The sequence below is a fragment of the Lentzea sp. NPDC054927 genome (assembly GCF_053610285.1).
The window spans coordinates 36,242-55,499 of record NZ_JBSGXZ010000039.1 but is presented as its reverse complement, the minus strand read 5'-3'; the positions used below and the strand labels follow the sequence as shown (position 1 = coordinate 55,499).

Below are 19,258 nucleotides of genomic sequence, written 5' to 3'. Positions count from 1 at the left end.
GCATGGGGATTCTTTCTGAGCAGTTGCGGATCATCGAGGCCCTCAACCCGGTCTACAACGCTTTGACCAGCGTTTTCGACGTCCGGGATGAGCCGACCGGCCCACTCGCCGGGGTCACGTTCTCGGTCAAGGCCAACATCGACGTCGCGGGCGCCGCGACCACGCACGGCCTGAAGGCGTTGACCGGCAACGTGAAGTCGTCCGACGCACCGATCGTCGCACGGCTGCGGGCGGCGGGAGCGACACCGATCGGGCACGCGAACATGCCGACGATGAACGCCCGCGGCATGCACACGTACAGCGAACTGGCCGGGCACACCGTCAACCCGTGGGACGCCACGAAATCACCTGGCGGCAGCTCCGGCGGTGACGCGGTCGCGGTGGCGACGGGCATGGCGCACATCGGGATCGGCAACGACAGCGGCGGATCACTGCGGCTGCCGGCGTTCCTCAACGGCGTCTGCGCCCTGAAGCCGAGCTACGGCCGCTACCCGCAGGGCGCCGTGTTCGGCCAGCCCGACCCGCCGTTCCCCACCCAGGTCATGACGGTCGAGGGCCCGCTCGCCCGCACCGTGGCCGACCTGCGCACGGTGCACGGCCTGCTGTGCGGCGCGGACCCGGCCGACCCCCGCGTGGTGGCGATGCCCGTGTCCGGTCCACCGGCTCCTCTGGTGGCCGGTTTCGTGCCGGGCGACCCGGTGGTCAAGGCAGCGGCGACACGGCTGGCGGACGCCGGTTACGAAGTCGAAGCGGTCGAGGTGCCACGGCTGGACGAGGCCGCGGAGCTGTCCATGCGCATGATCGCCACGCCGATCGCCCTCGGCTACGAGCAGTTCGCCACGTTCGCCGGCGAGGACGTGGCGCTGTACGCCCGCCATTTCCTGGAGGTGCGGCCGGGGCTCGACCTCGCGGAGTTCCTCGCGCTCACCGGCACCCGCCTGGCCGTCCAGCGGGAGTGGGCACAGCTGCTCGACCGCTACCCGGTCCTGCTCGGCCCGGTCAGCACCACGCCGTCGTTCGAACCGGACCAGGACCGCCGCAGCCCCGAGGCGCTCGCCGCGTACTTCGAGGCGACCAAGCTGTGCGAGGCCAGCAGCTTCGTCGGCGTGCCCGCGGTGGCGGTGCCGACGGGCCTGCGGGACGGGCTGCCGACCGGTGTCCAGGTGATCTCCCGGATGTACCGGGAAGACCTCGCCCTGAACGCCGCCGCAGTCCTGGAAACCCCGCTCACCCCAGCCGTTTCGGCCGGTTGACCTTCATCTCGTCCATGTCGGTGACGGTGGCGCGCAACCCCTTGAAGTCGACGCCCAGCGCGTCGAGGGCGGTGGTCGCGCGCCGCAGTCCCGCGTCGTCCGGCTTCGTCTCGGCCGTCAGGATCACGCGGTAGCTGAAGAAGTCGAGCTTCTCGTCGAACATCAGCGCGCCCTCCTCGCTGAAGCCGCCGTCCCGCAGGAAGTCGAACCCCTCGAGGTGTTCCCGCAAAGACACGCGCTGTTCGGCGGTGAGGTCGGTGAAGCGTCCGCGGACGAGTACCCGGTAGGTGTGTTCAGCCACGAGCGAAGATGGTCCCCGAAGGCCCGCCGGTCTGGCGAACGATTTCCCGGGTGCGGAAGAATCGTGATCCATGAACGCAAAAGAGCTGGTCACGCGCATCCGGACGGAGCTGCACCCCGGTGAGCACGACAACCTCGTGGTCAACCTGATCGAAACCGGACAGGCTCCGCGTGCTGTGATCGCCACGTTCGCCGCGGAAGAGAACCACATCGTGTCGTCGGACTGGCGAACATTCCTGGCCCTCGCCTCGAAGGCGGGCGAGCCGAACGCGCGGGCGTTCTTCACGTTGCTGGCGGGCGGTGAGGAGCTGGTGCTGCCAATGCTGGAGCCGCTGGCGAACGCGGCCGGCATGTCGTCCAAGGACTTCCACAACTACGAGCCCTTCCCCGGCTGCCAGGCCTACCCGGCCTACCAGGCGTGGATGGCGCTCAACGGGGAGCCCACCGACGTGATCCTCGCGATCCTGGCGAACTTCACCGCGTGGGGCGGCTACTGCGCGCGGATGGCGAAGGGGCTGCGCGAGCACTACGGGTTCGACGACGAGGCGTGCGCCTTCGTGGACTTCTTCGCCACGCCCGCGCCGCAGCTCGAGGAACGCGCGATCGCCGCGATCCATGCCTCACTGGACGCCGGCTGGCAGCCGAAGCACGCGTGGCGCTACGGCCGCCTGCTGCAGGCGTACGAACTGCAGTTCTGGTCCACGCTGGCCTGACGGGAGTGGGGGCGGCGAAAGAGCCGCCCCCACCGCCGCTATCGGGGTAGATAAGCCCGGTGGGACTTGGAGAACTCGTAGTTGTTGTACTTGTCCCAGTTGATCGACCACGTCATGAGGCCGCGCAGATTCGGGTAGACGCCCTTCGGCTTGTAGCTGCCGCACCGCGTGCCCTTGGTCAGGCAGTCCAGCGCGGTCTGGACGTCCGCGACGGACGTGAACCCGTTGCCCGCGTACTGCGCGGCGGGCAGGCCGATCGCGACCTGTTCCTGCCGCAGCGGCGCGAAGACCTTCGACGTGTCACCGCGCACCGGGAACCCGGCGAGCAGCATGTCGGTCATCGCCACGTGGAAGTCGGCGCCACCCATGTTGTGGTACTGGTTGTCCAGCCCCATCACGGGACCGGAGTTGTAGTCCTGCACGTGCAGCAACGTCAGGTCGTTGCGCATCGCCTCGATCACCGGCAGGTACGCACCCGTGCGCGCGTCGCCGGTGCCCGTGCCGCCGTAGAACTGGTAGCCGACCTGCACGAAGAACGTCTCCGGTGCCATGGTGAGCACGAAGTTGGCTCCGTAGCGGGACTTCAGCGTCCGCAGCGCCGAGATCAGGTTCACGACCACGGGCGTGGTCGGGTTCCTGAAGTCGAGGTCACCGGGGTTCAGCGACAGCGAGTGGCCCTCGAAGTCGACGTCGAGGCCGTTCAGGCCGTACTTGTCGATGATGGCGCCGACCGTCCGCACGAAGGCGTCGCGCGCCGCCGTGGTCTCGAGCCGCACCTGGCCGTTCTGGCCGCCGATGGAGATGTTGACCTTCTTGCCCTTTTGCTGCTGGGCGCGGATTCCGGCGATGAACTCGGCCTCGGACTCGACGTTCGGGCACTCCGCGACCGGGCACTGGCTGAACCGCAGGTCACCGGACGTGGCGCTGGTCGGCTCGGCGAACGAGAGGTTGATGACGTCCCACTCGTCCGGCACGTCCTTCATGCGGATGTAGCCGGAGCCGTTGGCGAAGCTGGCGTGCAGGTAGCCGACGAGCACCTTGCGCGGCAACTGCCCCGTGGGCGGCTGACCCGTCGTCGTGGTGGTCGTGGTCGTCGTAGTAGTTGTCGTCGTGCTCGTGGTGGACGACGTCGTCGGGCCCGTACCACCGGTGCACGCCGCGCCGTTGATCGTGCAGTTCGCCGGATCCGCGGTGCCGGCGGCGTTGAAGCCGAACGTGACGCTGGCTCCGGGCGCGACCGAGCCGTTGTACTCGCGGTTGACGAACGTGTTGTGGTTGCCGCTCTTGGTGAGCAGCGAGTCCCAGTAGGCACCGACGGAGGTCGTGGCCGGGTAGTCGAACTCGACCTTCCAGGAACTGATGGCCGCGCTGGTCTCGTTCTTGATCGTCACCGTCGCGGTGTACCCGGTGGCCCAGCCGTTCTTGGAGAACGTCGCCGTGACTCCGGCGGCGTTGGCAGGGGCGAGACTCACGATCACGGTGCCGAGCACCAGTGCGGCCACCGCGGATATTCGAGCGAACAACAGCATGGGTTCCATCCCTCACGCGTTGGCGGCCGGCAGGGGGGTCACCCCGAATTGGACTAGACCATCTACCTCGGAGTCAAGGTTCTAGACTGCCCAGTCGTGCCTCTAGCTCGTGCCGCCGACGGAACCTCGCTCTTCTACTCGGTCGAAGGCTCCGGTCCCCCACTGCTGCTGATCGCGGGCCAGTCGAACTCCTCCCGCTGGTGGTCACAGGTGCGGCCGGACTTCTCCGCGGCGTTCACGACGATCGTCACCGACCACCGCGGCACCGGTTCCAGCGACAAGCCCGACTCCCCCTACAGCACCCAGCTCTTCGCGTCGGACTGCGTCGCGATCCTCGACGACGCCGGCATCGGCACGGCCCACGTCTACGGCACCTCGATGGGCGGCCGGATCGCGCAGTGGATCGCGGCCTCGCACGGCGACCGGGTCGACCGGCTCGTGCTCGGCTGCACCTCCCCCGGCGGCACGCACGCGATCGAGCGCAGCGCCGAGGTGCGCAAGTCGCTGGCGCAGATCGACCCGATGAAGGCGCGCAGGGCGTTGGAAGAGCTGATGTACACACCGGCGTACCGCGGCCCGTTCAACACGCTCGGCGACCCGAACATGCCGCCGCACGCACGCAAGCGGCACCTGTTCGCGAGCGCCGAACACGACGCGTGGGACGTCCTGCCGTCGATCACCGCACCGACTCTCGTGGTGCACGGCACCGAGGACGTCTTCAACCCCACGGCGAACGCTCCCCTGATCACCGAACGCATCCCCGGCGCGCGGATGCACCTGATCGAGGGAGCACGGCACGGTTACTTCGAGGAGTTCCGCGACGTGGCGACTCCCCTGGTGACGGACTTCCTCAGCCGGTGACCCAGCGCAGGCCGCGCATCAGTGCGTGGCCCGCGAACCGCACGCCGGTGGCCTCGGCGATCGGCAGGTAGGGCAGCCGCAACGGAATCCGCGCCCACACCGGCAGGCTGGCGACCGCGGTGGCGGTCAGGATCGCGTACGGACCACGGGCCAACACCGGCAAAGGGGCTTTGAGCAGCAGGAATCGCGCTGCCTCGCGGGCGTCGTGGGTACCTTTCAGCTCGGCCCGGTAGGAGTCGAGCCGCGCTCCGAGCTCGGCGGTGGTGCGCGGCGGATCGACGACGCCCAGCGCCTCCCCGATGACGGCCATGTCCGCGACGTACTCGTCGTAGTCGTCGAGGGGCTTCTCGCCGTACTTCTGGTGGCAGCGCAGGAAGCTGTCGACCTCCGCCACGTGCACCCAGGCCAGCAGGTGCGGGTCGTCGGCGCGGTACTGACGACCGTCCGGCGCGGTGCCGTGGATGTGCTTGTGCACGTGTCCCAGCCGTGCGATCGCCTTCTGCGCGTCCTCGACCGTGCCGTAGGTGGTGACGCCGATGAACAGGCTCGTGCGTTGCAACCGTCCCCACGGATCGGTGCGGTAGTCGGAGTGCTGGGCGACCGCGGCCATCGCCAGCGGGTGCAACGACTGCAGCAGCAACGCCCGCAGCCCGCCGATGAACATGGCGTGATCAGCGTGCACGTGCCGGATCGGCCGGTCGTCGGCGAACATGCGCGGTCCGGGCGTCTCGTGGATCCGCCGCGCGTGTTTCTCGCGCTCCGGACCCGCGACCCGCTCGAACAACGACTCGCTCAGCTGACGCCGCAGTGCCTCCAGCATCCCTCCATCATGCGTGCCAGTAGTCCCGATCGGGAAGGAGCAACCACCGGTTCGGCGCAGTGAACGCCTTGTCGTCCTCGGGCCGCAGCCCCACGTAGGCGCAGCAGTACGCCACAGCCTCGCTGGAGTAGAGGTGCGCCAGCAGCACCTCGGACGTCGTGTCGGCCTCGCTGGGCGATCCGCCGGGGTGCAGGTCCCAGCCGGCGATCTCACCGTCGCGGTCGATCCTGCCCTGGTTGCCGCTCTTGGGGTTCGCGTACATGGCGTACACGACCGTGCCCGCCGACAGCAGGTTCGTCACCACCGGGGTGGAGGCGTTGAAGTACCAGGGCTGCATCAGAACGCACCCGCCCGGCACATCGGTGACGCCGATCGCGAGCTCGGTGTCGTCCTCGAACGGCTCTTCCCACCAGTCGGTGACGTCCGGAAGCTCGTGCTCCGGCACCACGTACGCCTTCAGCCTCCGCGCGGCCTCGCCGGCGTCGATGCCCGCGACGCAGGCGATGCTGAAGCCGTCCGCCTCGGGAAATCCGGCGAGTGCCGCGACGAGCCGGTCCCGTTCGTCCACGGCGGCCTGTTCCTCGGGCGTGAGGACCTCGTCGGTGGCGAGGGGATGCGCGGTCGTGAGGCTGAGGCGGGCGGGCGACCAGCCGGACATCATGGGGCGCGCCGGGTCAGCGCCCGCGGCCAGCAACAGCTCGACGCTGTCGAACTTCCGCCCGTTCACGGCCTGCCACAACGCCGTGCGGCCGTCGAACATCACGTCGACGTCGTCGGTCTCTTCCAGCCGCGCCGCCACTTCCTGTGCCGTGCCGAACGCCGCCGCCAGGTGCAACCTGTGGAATTCCCCCATGGGAACGGCACCCTACCGATGCGGGGTGCCGTTCCGCCGGGAGATCAGGCGATCGCGATCTGGTCCAGATCAGGAGCGCCGGCCTTGTCGTTGCCGAACTTGATGGAGTTCGCGCCAGCGTTCAACGTCACCGGAAGCTCGGCCACGTACGGGGTGTTGTTGCCGACCCCGTCGAGCTTGACCTCGACCGGCGTGCCGCCGTTCACCGTCACGAAGTACGAGCGCGGCCCGTTCACCGTGAACTGGATGAACATCCGGTACGCACCCGCCGCGGGCACGACGACGTTCGGGAACGTCACCGAGGCCTCCGGGCTGCCGCCGATGTTGCGCACCTTCTCCGCGCCGGAGCACGATCCGCAACTGGTCAAACCCGTGCTGCCGAACACGTTCGCCGAGTCCTCCGCCTCGCGCACGAACACGCGGTCCGCGGGCCTGGTGCGCACCGGTACCGAACCCGAGACCTTCCGGTCGGAGCTCAGCAGCTGGAACGACGCGGTCACCGGGATGCTGACCGAACCCACGTCCTGCCCGGCGGGCGAGGTCGCGGTCCAGCTGCCTTCCAGCAGACCCGCCAGCCGCATCGACGTGCGGGTCGCGGGTGCGCCGGTCAGCGTCCAGCCGGCGGGCAGCACGGGTGCCAGCGACACGGTGTCGATCTGGTCGTCGGCGTCGAGACGCAGCCGTGCGGTGATCTTCACGGATTGCTGGCCCGGCGAAACCCATTGCACGCCATGGGGTTCGACGGTCAGCGTCGTCTTCGGCGTGTAGGTCGACGGTGGCAGCCCGCCGACCGAGATGCGGTCCAGGCCGAGGGACCTGCCGGTGCCGAAGACCTTCAGCGTGTTGCGGCCCGCGTTCAACGGCACCGCGACCGACGTCGGGTCGGGCACGTCGGCCCGGTCCGCGGGCACCGCGACGGAAACCGGCGCACCACCGTTCGCGGACACCGAGACCGAGGAGGCCGCAGACGACGTCAGGTCGAGCTGCAGACGGTAAGTACCCGCCGTGGCAACGGAGACATCCCGATAAGTCACGGCGTTGCGCTCACCACCGCCGAGCCCGGTCACCTGCCGCGTGCCGGAACAGGCCTCGCAGAACTCGCTGCGTGCCGAACCCGACCGGGACGCGTCCTCGGCTTCCAGCGCGCCGTCCCGGACCGAGCGCGGATAGCTGTGACCGACCCGGATCTCGTCGATCTTCAGTTCCTTGAAGTAGACCGGCGCCTGCGGCCCGCCCCACGTGTTGAGCACGGTCAGCTTGAGGAACCGGGCCTCCTGCGACCCGATGTCGATGAACTGAGTGCCACGAGCGGAAGGCAACGCGCCGGTCCGGACGTGCCACCAGTTGCGGCCGTCGTCGGACGCCGTCAGCTGGTAGTCCTTGATGCGACTCGAATCCTCAGGGCGACCGAACGACACACGTGCGTGCGTCGGTGACGACTCGCGCTGGTTGATCGCGAGGAACGCCGCCTCCTTGCGCCGGCCGAGGTCCAGCGAGATCGAGACGGGCTGGGCCGCGTTGGCGTCCCAGTACTTCTCGTAGCTGCCGTCGGTCAGGTTCGCCGCGGGGAAGCCGTCCTCGGAGGAGGTCGCCGACGCCTTGACGCCGGTGTAGAAGCCTTGCTGCCCAGCGGTTTCCACGGCGAACACCGTGTCGTACTCGTCCCACTTCGTGATGCCCTGGATCGTCAGGTGCCCGGCTGACTGCGAGAACCGCATCCGCTCACCGGTCCGCAGGTCCCTGACCCCGGTGACGCGATAGCCGTTGTCCCGCAACCGGACAAAGTCAGCACGCGGCTTCGTCACGACGTGCACGTACTGCTTGCCCGTCTTGGGATTGATGGTGATCACGCCGTGCGCACCGTCGTTCCAGAACCCCGGCTGCATGCCGCCGTACATGTACCCGGCGCCCTCGACGCCTTGGATCGACTCCTGGATCGGCGGCACCCAGGAGGACATGAAGTTGTTGTACGCCTCCTGCTGCGCGGGCATTTTGCCGTTCACCATCGGCGTTTCGGCCATCAGCGACTTGATCGAGGCGCCCGCGTTGGTGATGTAGCGGCCGGTGTTCAGTCGCGTGTCGACGGCGTGGTTGCCGCCGTCGTACCACCAGTCGCCGGTGTTGGGCAGCTTGTAGCAGGCCTCGGACAGCCGCGGCATCGGCGTGAAGGTCGCCGCCGGGTAGTCGTAGGACGGGAACATGCCGGTCTTCTGCTCGTTCGAGACCGTGTCCATGATCGGCGTGTCCTCGTTGTTGTTGCTCAACAACCAGGTGGGCTGCAGCTGCCGGATCTGTTCGTAGAGCTTGTTGCGCTCCCAGTACTCGTTGTCGTTGTCGATCCAGAACCCGGCGAGGTCGTTGTAGTTCTTCATGACCTCGAAGAAGAGGTCGTAGCTGTACTTGCCGAAACCCTCACGCGTGGTGAGGTCGACCTGCTCGCCCTTGTAGTCGGAGTAGGCCTTCGAGTCGAGCATCTGCACGCCCTGCTCGCTGTGCCACTGCGGGTCGTCGGTCATGTAGAGGATGACCTTGACGCCCTTCGCCTTGCCGGCCTTGGTCAGCTCACCGAGCAGGTCGCGTTGCGTCGCACAGCTGCCGGGGATCTTCGACGGCCACGGCCGCGCGTAGCCCAGCCTGCTGTGGAACGTCGCCAGCACGACGTAGGAGGCGCCGAGCTTGCGGGCCTCGTCGATCCAGTAGTCGGGGGTCCACCCTCCGCCGGTGACGTCACGTTCCCACTCGGCGCAGTTGAGATGCTTGGGGGCGGTGAACATGCCCCAGTGCAGGAACAGGCCGGCGGTGGACTTGCGCAGCCATTCCTGTCTCGGGTGTTGCACTTCGGCCTGCGCCGGTGCCGACACGGCCACCGTGAGCAGACCAGCGAGCAACGCGGCCACGACGGCCGCGCACAAACGTCGTAGAGCCATGACCCACGCATTCTCGTCGGGGCGGCGGCGAGAGATCCGATGATTACAACCGGAACAACGTGGGTCAAGCCCCTGTTACGCCTGGGTCGGCCAGACCCATCCGATCTGTCAGGACACCTGGACAGCCGGATCGGCCTTCAACGTGCCGTCGCGCAGCCACCACCTGGTCAGCGAGGCGCCGGTGGGGCAGCAGTTCGCGTCGGTCGGCCGGTACCAGGCCTCCGTGACGGTGATCGCGCCCTTCTCGAACCGGGGCGCGGTCAGCACCGGCACGTGCGGCGCGTCGTCCCGCATCGTCGTCGTGCTGATCTCCCCCACCAGTTCCAGCTTCCCGTTACTGGCCCTGACCACCACGAACCCGTACGCGAGGTCGCTCGACGCCGTGCCGCCGCCGTTGTCGCAGCCGATGCTGACCGCGGCCTCGTCGTGGCCGTCCGCATCGACGTCACCGAACCAGACGGGTCTGTCCGAGCGGATCCAGAGCCCGACCTCGCCCCAGGTCGTGGAGGTGGCCCTGCCTTTGCCCTCCTGGAACTTCACCGGCTTCTCGACGCCGCAGAACGCCGCCGGGAGGGTCGTCTGCTCCCAGTCCACCTCGTGCAGGTCGCCGGGTGCGGCACCCAGTGTCGGCTTCGCCCCGCCGGACGGCACGGTCGTCACGACGGTCGTGCCACCGGACCGCGGTGCGCTGGTGATCTTCGGTCCCGCGGAAGGATCGCCGCACGCGGCCAGCAGCAACAAGAGCGGGAGAACGGGTCTCATGAGATTCCCTTCACGCGCACGGCGGATCGTAAGGGGTGTCCGGAAGGTACTGGCGCCACACGGTTTCCGGAATGGCGGGCGAGTCGGCGCAGAGCTTCTCCAGCAACCTCGGCACGTCGATGCTCCAGATGGTCGTGCGGGTGCCGTCCGCGCCGCCCAGCAACGCGCCGTCGGGGCTGAACGCGATCGCCGCCTGGTCGAACACGCCTCCCGCCCGCAGCTGCGAGACGCCGAGCGGGCGCGACGGATCACTGACGTCCCACACCGCCACCTCGCCGGCCTCCCCCGCGCTCGCGAGCGTCCTGCCGTCCGGGTGCAGCGCCAGGCCGTGCACGCTGCCGAGGTGCATGCTGACGGTGGCGACACGGCTGCCGTCGACGTTCCAGACGGTGATCAGGCCGCTGCGGTTGCCGGTGACGACGTGGTCGTCACCGGGCCCGAACAACACCGCGTCGACCCTGTCGTCCTTGGTGTCGATCGCCCGCACGAGCCGTGGCGCCCGCGGGTCGGTGACGTCCCAGATCTGCGCCAGGTCGCCGTTGCGGCCGTTGGTCACCGCGTGGCGGCTGTCGGAGCTGAACGAGATGCCCTGTTCCACCAACCCGGCGGTGTCCGGCAGAGTCGCCGCCTTGACCGCGTTGTCGCCTTCGCGGATCCAGAGCGTGACCTCCTGCCGGTCGGACGCGCCGATGAGCTTGCCGTCCGGGCTGAAGACAACGGATTCGGCGGTGGCTTCCTGTTTCACCGCGGGCGGTTCGTCGCTGTTCGGGTCCATCAGCACGATCGGCAGCCCGGCGGCCAGCCGCGAGCCGTCCGGGCTGAACGCGATGGGCTGCCTGGACCGGTTGTAGGTCCGCAGCGTGCGGACGTTCCTCGGGTTGGCGACGTCGTGCAGGTCGTAGAGCATCGTGGGTCTGCCGGTGGCGAGCTGCCGGTTCGCCCCGAACGCCAGCTCGTTGCCGCCCGCCGGGACCACCGCCGTCGCCGCGGAACGGGAGCCGGCGAGCACCTGCCACAACCGGACCACGTTCTGCTGGGGAGATCCGTCGACGCTCGCCGACGCGAGCACCCGCGAGTCGGCCCGGAACGCGAGCGCGCTGACCTCGGCGATGTGCCCGCTCAGCTGCGGGCCCGCCTTCGGCTGGACCGCGTCGGTGACGTCCCACAGGTCGACGCCGCCGGTGTTGTCGCCGACCGCGAGCATGGTGGCGTCGGGAGAGAACGCGAGCGCCCGCACGCGGTCGTCGGCACCGGTGAGCACGCTGTACAGCTCGGGTTTCGCGATGTTCCACAGCTGCACGGTCTGGTCGCCGGAGGTGACCGCCAGCACCCCGCCCTTCGGCGAGAAGCTCATCTTCGCGACCGTGTCGCCGCGTGCGGTCAGCGTGCCGCGCGAAGTTGGTGTGCCGGTGATGTCCCACAGTTCGACCGTCGAGCCTCCGGCGGCGATCGCGAGGGTCGAGCCGTCCGCGCTGATCGCCAGTTCGTGGCCCGCCTTGATCGCGCCGATCTCCTTGGGCGCCAGCGGATCCGTGAGGTCGAACAGGGCCGGTCCCGCGGCGAGCACGGGTTTGCCGGGCGCGAACGCGAGCGACCACCCGCCGACTCGCAGCAGGTGCCGCTTCGCCGGATCGGTGACGTCGATGACGACCGCGAACTTCTCGGTGCTCGCCACGACGTGCTTGCCGTCCGGGTGGAAGGCCACGTCCAAGACCGGTGCGCCCAGCGGGAGGCGGTTCCGTTCGGTCGTGCCGTCGTAGATCAGGAGGTCGTTCTCCCGTGCTGCCGCGAACATCTCGCCGTTCGGCGCGAACGCCATGGCGCGGACGGCGTCCCCCGTCGGCACCACACGGGGGATCGACGGGCTTTCCATCAACGCCCCGAGCACTTCCGCGGTCGGCGACATCCGGTAGGCCTGGGCGAGCAGCTGACGTGCGATGTTCGGCCGTGAATCGCGGATCGCGGCGGCTTGCGCGACGAGCTGGCGGGACGTGGCCACGAGCGTCTGCTGCTGTGCCCGGTCGCTCTGCTGCTCCGAACGGACCGCGAAGATCACGGCGGCGACCAGCAGGACGACCAGGACGGAGATCGCGGCGGTGACGGTTCGCCTGGTGCGGCGGCGTTCGGTGATGTGGTGCCCGATCAGTTCGGTCTTCTCGATGCCGTCGAGCGGCGCCACCACGTCGGCCAGCACCGACTCCCACTGCGGGTTGCGCGGGTCCAGCGCGATGTCGCGGACGCCGCGCAGGTCGACGCAGCGCGGTTCGGGAACGTCGTACAACGCCTCTGGCAACGCGGTGGTGCGTTCGATGTCGAGAACCCCGTTGTCCCACACCGCCTCGCCGTCGGTGAGCAGCACGAACAGGGTCCGGCGGTCACGGTTCTCCAGCCACCAGGCCACTTCCTTCGCGACCCAGCGGGACTGCGCGGAAGCCGGTGAGGCGAGCAGCAGGAAGTAGTCGGCGTTCGCCAGGCCGTCGAGAATCGCCTGCGTCAGGTCGGATTCGGCCGCCAGCACGGAGTTGTCGAGGAACACCCGCCGCCGGCGAGGGCGGTACCAGGGCTTCGCGAACTTCTCGACGCCCTCCTGCAACAACGGTCCGAGCGCGTGGTCCGTAGCGTGGCTGTACGAGATGAACGCGGCATACGTCCGTTCGCCGGGCATCCCGAAGCCTCTCCGCTGTACGGGTGATCACCCCTTCATCGTGCCGGAAGCGGCCACTGTTAAGGCTGCATCGTGGTAACACACGTTTGGTGTCTCACGATCAGCGTGGCGAGCAGAGGGAGATGGTCACCAGATGATCGACGCGGACCTGCCGGGTTTCTTCCACGACGCGGAGAAGGCTGCTCAGCGCGGGCAGCGACAGACGCTCTCGCTCGGCAGACTGCGCCTGCTCAGCGCCGGGGTGGCGGCGCTCGGCGGAGCGCTGAGCTGGAAGGCCGGCCGGATCGACCTGTGGGCGATCGTGTCGATGGCGGGCTTCCTCGCCGCGCTGTACGCCGAGGTCCGGCTGTGGAACCTCAAGCCGGAGGAGGACTGGAAGTCCGGCCGCGCGGTCGCGGAGGCCGTCAAGTCGCTGGCCTGGCGGTTCGCCGTGGCGGGCAACCCCTTTCCGCACGACCTGCCGAAAGCACGCCGTGAGCTGGCCGCGCAGACCGCCGAGGTGGTGCGCAAGTACGGCCAGACCCTCGCACTGGACAGCTCGAACCCGTCCGCCACGCCCGCGCTGATCGAGTTGCGCGACAAGCCGTTCGGGGAACGCCGCCGCGAGTACATCGAACGGCGCGTGCGTGACCAGAAGACCTGGTACGCAGGCAAAGCCCGTAACAACAAGGATCGCGCGTCGCTCTGGCGCGGCCTGCTGATCGTCGGCGAGATGCTCGCGATCCTGCTGGCGGGCGGCCGCGCCGTCGGTTTCTGGGACGTCGACATCTCCGGTGTGATGGCCGCCGCCGTCGCGGGCGGTGCGGCGTGGCTCGGCGTGAAGCAGCACGAGACGCTGCGCCTGAGCTACAGCGCGGCGGCCACGAACCTCGCCCTGCTCGAGGAAACGCTCGCCGAGACGCCCGAGGAGGAGTGGGCCGCGGCGGTCGCGGACACCGAGGAGGCCATCAGCAGCGAGCACGCCGCGTGGCTGGCGTCGCGGCCGAGCGCGACCTGACGAGGGAGCCCGCCGTGGATCCGTTGACGATCTTCCTGGCCACACCGAGCACCGCGTTCGGTGAGCACGCGAGGCCGTCAGGCAGGCCGGCCGAATCGCTGTGGACGACACGGCGTCACTGCTGAACGAAGCACGGCTGGAAAGCCGGCGGCACCACCTGAGCGGTCACCGCCGGCGAGCAGCACCTCGTCGATCCGGCCCGGAAGTCAGGCAGGCTCCGTCAGGCGAGGGCTTCGACGACTCGGGTCACCATGTCCCTCTCGGCCGCCGCCACCTCGCCGTCCGCGCCGGCCACCGAGCGGCACATCTCCGTCACGGCGGCGCGGAAGATCGGGACGTCGCGTGGTTCGTGGGCGGTGATGATCTCGACGGAGGAGCGCAGCGCGGCCAGGACGCCTGCCTCCACATCGGACGCCGAGCCGCCGGGCAGGGCGGGCGGGGCGGCGGCGATGGTGGCGCGCAGGTCGTCCGTCAGCAGGGACATGGCCCTGATCCCGGCGTGGCTCTCCTCGTCGACCGAGCCGGGGTCCGCCGTGGACACGAGCACCATCGCACCGAAAACGGCCGTGCGGAGGGTCTGACCCTCCGCCTCCGTGTACGCAGTCATGTGCGCAAGCCTATGCAACGATCAGTGGCTATGAGTGCGGGTCAGGTGCTTGGCGCCAACATCAGGGCGTTCCGGGAGCAGCGCGGGCTGTCTCTGTCGGAGCTCGCGCGGCGGTCGTCCATCGCCAAGGGCACGCTGTCGCAGCTGGAGAGCGGCTCCGGCAACCCCACGATCGAGACAGTGTTCAGTTTGTCGAACGCTTTGGACGTGCCGGTGTCCGAGTTGGTGACCGAGCGGACGCCGCCGGACGTGGTGCTGGTGCGGGCGCGGGACGTCGAGGTGCTCAGCAGCAACGCCGTCGACCTGCGGCTGATGCGCCGGATGGACATCGGGGACACCGTGCTGGAGATCTACGACCAGCGGGTCCGGCCGGGAGGTACCCAGACCAGCGAAGGTCATCCCGGCAAGGAGCACGTGCTGGTCACCAGCGGCAAGCTGAAGGTCGGGCCGGCGGACAAACCGTACGAACTCGGACCGGGCGACTACGTGTGCTTCCCCGGCTCGGTCCCGCACCTCTACGAGACGATCGACGGCGAGGTCAGCTCGGTACTGGTGCTGGAGTACCCGAAGCACTAACGTTCATTCTAATGAACGGAGGTGGCGATGCACCCGGACGTCGTGGTCATGGGAGCGGGCATCATCGGGGCCGCGTGCGCCCAGGCGTTGAAGGCACGCGGGCTCGAGGTTCTCGTCATCGACCGCCACGGACCGGCGTCGGGCACCAGCGCGGCCGGTGAGGGAAACGTCCTGGTCAGCGACAAGGAGCCGGGACCGGAGCTCGAACTCGCCAAGGCGAGCCGGGAGCTGTGGCCGCAACTCGCGGACGACGCCCAACTGGCAGAAGACTTCGAATGGGAGGAAAAGGGCGGACTGGTCGTCGCCACGACACCGGACGCATCCGTTCCCCTCAAAGCCTTCGCCGCCAAGCAACGCACGGCCGGCATCGACGCCTGCGAGCTCACCACCGAGGAAGCGCTGAGCCACGAGCCGCACCTCAACCCCGAGATCACCGCCGCCGTCCACTACCTGCAGGACGCCCAGCTCAACCCGGTCAAGGCCACCAGAACCCTGCTGCGCGGCATCAGGATCACCCGCGCCGAGGTGTCCACAACGGACGGCCGTTCGGTCACCACGTCAGATGGCGTGATCAGCTGCGGCGCGGTCGTCAACGCCACCGGACCGTGGGCGCGGAACTTCGGCGTCAACGTGCTTCCCCGGCGCGGCGTGGTTCTCGTGACCACGCCGATCCCCGGCACGATCCGGCACAAGGTCTACGACGCGGACTACGTCGGCGCGGTCGCGAGCGGCGACGCGGACCTGCAGACGTCCGGCGTCGTCGAGTCGACCCGGGCCGGCACGGTGCTGATCGGGTCGAGCCGTCAGCGCAAGGGCTTCGACGACACGATCGAGAGCAAGGTGCTGAAAGCGCTGGCGCTCAGGGCGATCGCGCTCTTCCCGATGCTGAAGGACGTCCCGGTCATGCGCGCGTACGGCGGCTTCCGCCCGTACGCCCCCGACCACCTGCCGATCATCGGCGAGGATCCGCGCACGCCCGGTCTGTGGCACGCCACCGGACACGAGGGCGCGGGCGTCGGCCTGGCCCCGGCCACCGGACGCCTGCTCGCCGAGCTGCTCACCGGCGGCACGCCGTTCCTCGATCCGTTTCCGTTCCGCGTCGACCGTCCGGAGGTGATGGTGTGAAGGTGACGTTCAACGGCCTCCAGCGCGAGGTCGCGCACGTCGCGGAGCTGTTGCCGGGCAGGTTCTTCTGCGGCATCGGTGTCTGTTTCGGCTGCGTCGCGGAGATCAACGGCGTGCCCGAGGTCCGCGCGTGCCGCCACCAGCTGCGCGACGGCGACGTGATCAGGACGAAGCCATGAGGATCGTGGTCGTGGGTGCGGGCCCAGCGGGGATGGCCGCCGCCAGAACCGCCGCCGACGCGGGCGCCGAGGTCACCATGGTCGACTCGGAACCGGAAGCGGGCGGCCAGTACCTGCGCGGCCGCGTCAAGTTCAGCCACCACGGCGTCACGCACCTCAAGAACACCGAGGCCTGGCTGGTCGAAGGAAACACGCTGCATCTGAGGGGGCCGAAGCAGCTCCCGTTCGACGCGCTGATCATCGCCACCGGCGCCTACGACCGGCCGCTCCCCTTTCCCGGCTGGGACGGCCCCGGCGTGATCACCGCGGGCGCCGCCCAGGCCCTCGCCAAGCAGGGCGTCACCCTCGCCGAACGCGTGATCGTCGCGGGCACCGGCCCGTTCCTGCTGCCCGTCGCCACCGCGCTGCAGGATCTCGGCGCCACGCTCGTCGGCGTCTACGAGGCCTCCTCCCCCACCAGGTGGCTGCGCGAGGCCAGGGCCCTGCTGGCCAACCGGCACAAGATCGCCGAACTCGCCCGGTACCGCACAGTGCTGCCGCACCTGGAAACCCGGACCGCGGTGATCGCCAAGCACGGCCACCGCGTCACCGTCGCGAAGCTCGACCGCCACTGGCGCCCGATCAGCCACCGCACCGAACACGCCGACCTGGTGTGCATCGGCCACGGATTCCTCCCTCGCACCGACCTCGTGCCGAACGCCAAGCGCACCAACGACTTCCTCGACGTCGACGAGCACCAGCGAACGTCGGTCGAGAACGTCTACGCCGCGGGCGAGGTCACCGGCATCGGCGGCGCGGACCTGGCAGAAGCCGAAGGCGTCATCGCCGGAGCCGCTGCCGCACAACAGAAGCCGCCGCAAGCAGCCGTCGAAGCTGTCCGAAGGGGCCGTCTGTTCGCCGGAGCTCTGGCGCGAGCGCACGAGATCCAGCCCGGCTGGCGGACGTGGCTCGACCCGGACACCACGGTGTGCCGCTGCGAGAAGGTCAGCCTCGAGAACCTCACCGACGCGACGAGCATGCGCGAACTCAAGCTCACCAGCCGGGTCGCGCTGGGCCGCTGCCAGGGCCGCATCTGCGCCCGCAACGCCGCCGAGCTCACCGGTGTCCCGTTCGACGGCCAGCGCCGCGTGATCGCGGTCCCGATCCCCCTTGGCGAACTCGCAGAACTCCCGGAGGAGAAGTCATGACCGAACGCCTCGACGGCGTCATCGTCGCCACCGCGCTCCCCTACGCCGAGGACCCCAAGGCCCCGGCGGGACTGCGCCCCGACCTCGACAAGCTCGCCGAGCACTGCCAGTGGGTCGTCGAGAACGGCTGCCGCGGCGTGGGCCCCAACGGCAGTCTGGGCGAGTACTCGTCGCTGACCGACGCGGAACGCCGTGAGGTGGCCAAAACCGCCATCGCGGCCGTCAAGAACAAGGGCATCGCGGTCATCGGCGTGCACGGCGTGGGCGCGCACCAGGCCCGGCACTGGGCCGAGCTGGCGGCCGAGGACGGCGCGGACGGCGTGCTGTGCCTGCCGCCCACCATGTACCGGGCGAACCGCGGCGAGGTCGTGCACCACTTCCGCGAGGTCGCCAAGGCCGGGCTGCCGATCATGGTCTACAACAACCCGATCGACACCAAGGTCGACCTCACGCCCGACCTGATCGCCGAGCTGGGCCAGATCGAGCACGTCGTGGCGGTGAAGGAGTTCTCCGGGGACGTCCGGCGCGTGCTGGAGATCCGCGCCGCCGCCCCGCACCTCACCGTCGTGGCCGGCGCGGACGACGTCGTGCTGGAGAGCCTGCTGATGGGCGCCACGGGCTGGTTCGCGGGCTACCCCAACGTGTTCCCCGCCGAGTGCGCCGAGCTGTTCGAACTGGCGCAGCTGGGCAAACTCGCCGAGGCCCGCGCCCTGTACGAACGGCTCGTGCCCGCGTTCCGCTGGGACTCGCGCACCGAGTTCGTGCAGGCGATCAAGCACTCGATGGACTTCGTCGGCCGCTACGGCGGCCCGTGCCGTCCCCCGCGCGGCCCGTTGTCACAGGCCCAGCTGGACCAGATCGACACGGACATGGAGCTCGCCACCCAGAAGGTGGACGCGGCATGAGGTTCGCCAGGTACCTCAGCGCGGTCGACTCGCACACCGAGGGCATGCCGACGCGCGTGATCACCGGCGGCGTCGGCGTGATCCCCGGCGAGACCATGGCCGAGAAGCGCCTGAACTTCATCAAGAACCACGACCACATCCGCAGGTTCCTCGTCAACGAACCGCGCGGGCACTCGGCGATGAGCGGCGCGATCCTGCAACCCCCGACCCGCCAGGACGCGGACTGGGGCGTGCTGTTCATCGAGGTCTCCGGCCTGCTGCCGATGTGCGGGCACGGCACGATCGGCGTCGCGACGGTGCTGGTCGAGACCGGCATGGTCGAGGTGACCGAGCCCGTGACGACCGTGCGGCTCGACACCCCGGCCGGGCTGGTGCTCGCCGACTACGACACCCGCACGAAGCTCGTGACCATCCGCAACGTGCCGTCCTACGCCCACGAGCTGGACGCCGTCGTGGACGTGCCGGGGCTGGGCGAGGTGCGCTACGACATGGCGTACGGCGGCAACTTCTACGCGATCCTGCCGCTCGACCAGCTCGGCATCCCGTTCGACCGGGCGGAGAAGGACCGGATCCTCGCGGCCGGTCTGTCCATCATGGACCAGATCAACGCGGTCAACCGCCCGGTGCACCCCGTGGACACCGCGATCGGCGGCTGCAAGCACGTGCAGTTCACCGCGCCCGGCCAGGACGGCGCCGACTCGCGCAACGCGATGGCGATCCATCCCGGCTGGTTCGACCGATCACCCTGCGGCACAGGCACTTGCGCTCGAATGGCCCAGCTGCACGCCCGTGGTGAGCTCGGAATCGGTGCAGAGTTCGTCAACGAGTCGTTCATCGGCACCAGGTTCATCGGCCGGTTGCTGGAAGAGGTTCCGCTGGGTGATCGAACCGCCGTTGTGCCCACAGTGGCCGGTCGCGCGTGGATCACCGGGATGGGGCAGTACCTCCTCGACCCCACCGACCCGTTCCCGGAGGGGTTCTCGCTCTAGTCGCTAGTGC

18 protein-coding genes are annotated in these 19,258 nt (G+C 69.2%); 10 read left to right on the top strand and 8 right to left on the bottom strand.

Annotation, left to right across the window (positions count from 1 at the left end; genetic code table 11):
• The first annotated feature begins 2 nt into the window (after positions 1-2).
• A complete protein-coding gene (locus ACWGE0_RS35695) occupies positions 3-1,253 on the top strand; it encodes an amidase family protein (protein WP_452265303.1) in 1,251 nt (416 codons plus the stop codon).
• Here the strand turns inward: ACWGE0_RS35695 and ACWGE0_RS35690 are convergent.
• Positions 1,228-1,554: a DUF6204 family protein gene (locus ACWGE0_RS35690; RefSeq protein ID WP_452265302.1), complete on the bottom strand. Its 327-nt coding sequence runs from the start codon at positions 1,552-1,554 to the stop codon at positions 1,228-1,230. The two genes, ACWGE0_RS35695 and ACWGE0_RS35690, sit on opposite strands and share 26 nt — an antisense overlap.
• Before the next feature lie 70 nt (positions 1,555-1,624).
• On the opposite strand from ACWGE0_RS35690, the gene ACWGE0_RS35685 reads away from it, so the two are divergent.
• On the top strand, positions 1,625-2,266 hold the full coding sequence (locus ACWGE0_RS35685; RefSeq protein WP_452265301.1) for a thiaminase II/PqqC family protein: 642 nt from the start codon (positions 1,625-1,627) through the stop codon (positions 2,264-2,266).
• 38 nt (positions 2,267-2,304) lie between these two features.
• Here the strand turns inward: ACWGE0_RS35685 and ACWGE0_RS35680 are convergent, their stop codons facing one another.
• Positions 2,305-3,795, bottom strand: coding sequence for a chitinase (locus ACWGE0_RS35680; protein ID WP_452265300.1), 1,491 nt, complete (start codon positions 3,793-3,795; stop codon positions 2,305-2,307).
• 96 nt (positions 3,796-3,891) lie between these two features.
• Here ACWGE0_RS35680 and ACWGE0_RS35675 point away from each other — a divergent pair, with 96 nt between their 5' ends.
• Entirely contained in the window at positions 3,892-4,656 is a 765-nt protein-coding gene (locus tag ACWGE0_RS35675) for an alpha/beta fold hydrolase (protein ID WP_452265299.1), read from the top strand.
• Here ACWGE0_RS35675 and ACWGE0_RS35670 read toward each other — a convergent pair.
• The 5 genes from ACWGE0_RS35670 to ACWGE0_RS35650 all read right to left on the bottom strand — a co-directional run bounded on the left by ACWGE0_RS35670 (position 4,646) and on the right by ACWGE0_RS35650 (position 12,683).
• Positions 4,646-5,476, bottom strand: a complete 831-nt coding sequence (locus ACWGE0_RS35670; RefSeq protein ID WP_452265298.1) for an oxygenase MpaB family protein — start codon at positions 5,474-5,476, stop codon at positions 4,646-4,648. The two genes, ACWGE0_RS35675 and ACWGE0_RS35670, sit on opposite strands and share 11 nt — an antisense overlap.
• A 7-nt stretch (positions 5,477-5,483) precedes the next feature.
• Complete coding sequence (locus tag ACWGE0_RS35665; protein WP_452265297.1) at positions 5,484-6,329, bottom strand: hypothetical protein; 846 nt, start codon at positions 6,327-6,329, stop codon at positions 5,484-5,486.
• Between the two features lie 44 nt (positions 6,330-6,373).
• Positions 6,374-9,256, bottom strand: a complete 2,883-nt coding sequence (locus ACWGE0_RS35660) for an alpha-L-fucosidase (RefSeq protein WP_452265296.1) — start codon at positions 9,254-9,256, stop codon at positions 6,374-6,376.
• Between the two features lie 108 nt (positions 9,257-9,364).
• Positions 9,365-10,018: a hypothetical protein gene (locus tag ACWGE0_RS35655; RefSeq protein ID WP_452265295.1), complete on the bottom strand. Its 654-nt coding sequence runs from the start codon at positions 10,016-10,018 to the stop codon at positions 9,365-9,367.
• A 10-nt stretch (positions 10,019-10,028) separates the two neighbouring features.
• Positions 10,029-12,683, bottom strand: coding sequence for a WD40 domain-containing protein (locus ACWGE0_RS35650; protein WP_452265294.1), 2,655 nt, complete (start codon positions 12,681-12,683; stop codon positions 10,029-10,031).
• 133 nt (positions 12,684-12,816) lie between these two features.
• Here ACWGE0_RS35650 and ACWGE0_RS35645 point away from each other — a divergent pair, with 133 nt between their 5' ends.
• Positions 12,817-13,680, top strand: coding sequence for a DUF4231 domain-containing protein (locus tag ACWGE0_RS35645; protein WP_452265293.1), 864 nt, complete (start codon positions 12,817-12,819; stop codon positions 13,678-13,680).
• A 220-nt stretch (positions 13,681-13,900) separates the two neighbouring features.
• Here ACWGE0_RS35645 and ACWGE0_RS35640 read toward each other — a convergent pair whose 3' ends face one another.
• Entirely contained in the window at positions 13,901-14,287 is a 387-nt protein-coding gene (locus ACWGE0_RS35640; RefSeq protein WP_452265292.1) for a hypothetical protein, read from the bottom strand.
• A gap of 30 nt (positions 14,288-14,317) precedes the next feature.
• On the opposite strand from ACWGE0_RS35640, the gene ACWGE0_RS35635 reads away from it, so the two are divergent.
• From ACWGE0_RS35635 to ACWGE0_RS35610, 6 genes are read left to right on the top strand one after another with little or no spacing between them, the layout of a single operon-like run.
• Positions 14,318-14,863, top strand: a complete 546-nt coding sequence (locus ACWGE0_RS35635; RefSeq protein WP_452265291.1) for a helix-turn-helix domain-containing protein — start codon at positions 14,318-14,320, stop codon at positions 14,861-14,863.
• 27 nt (positions 14,864-14,890) lie between these two features.
• Positions 14,891-15,988 carry an NAD(P)/FAD-dependent oxidoreductase gene (locus ACWGE0_RS35630; protein WP_452265290.1) on the top strand — a complete coding sequence of 366 codons (1,098 nt, stop codon included), beginning with the start codon at positions 14,891-14,893 and terminating at the stop codon, positions 15,986-15,988.
• Complete coding sequence (locus tag ACWGE0_RS35625) at positions 15,985-16,167, top strand: 2Fe-2S iron-sulfur cluster-binding protein (RefSeq protein WP_452265289.1); 183 nt, start codon at positions 15,985-15,987, stop codon at positions 16,165-16,167. The genes ACWGE0_RS35630 and ACWGE0_RS35625 overlap by 4 nt, the downstream gene beginning before the upstream one ends.
• Positions 16,164-17,354 (top strand): FAD-dependent oxidoreductase, encoded by a 1,191-nt coding sequence (locus ACWGE0_RS35620; protein ID WP_452265288.1) that lies wholly within the window; start codon positions 16,164-16,166, stop codon positions 17,352-17,354. The genes ACWGE0_RS35625 and ACWGE0_RS35620 overlap by 4 nt, the downstream gene beginning before the upstream one ends.
• Positions 17,351-18,259 (top strand): dihydrodipicolinate synthase family protein, encoded by a 909-nt coding sequence (locus ACWGE0_RS35615; RefSeq protein ID WP_452265287.1) that lies wholly within the window; start codon positions 17,351-17,353, stop codon positions 18,257-18,259. Before ACWGE0_RS35620 ends, ACWGE0_RS35615 begins: the two co-directional genes overlap by 4 nt.
• A complete protein-coding gene (locus tag ACWGE0_RS35610; protein WP_452265286.1) occupies positions 18,256-19,248 on the top strand; it encodes a proline racemase family protein in 993 nt (330 codons plus the stop codon). Before ACWGE0_RS35615 ends, ACWGE0_RS35610 begins: the two co-directional genes overlap by 4 nt.
• The last annotated feature ends 10 nt before the right edge of the window (positions 19,249-19,258 follow it).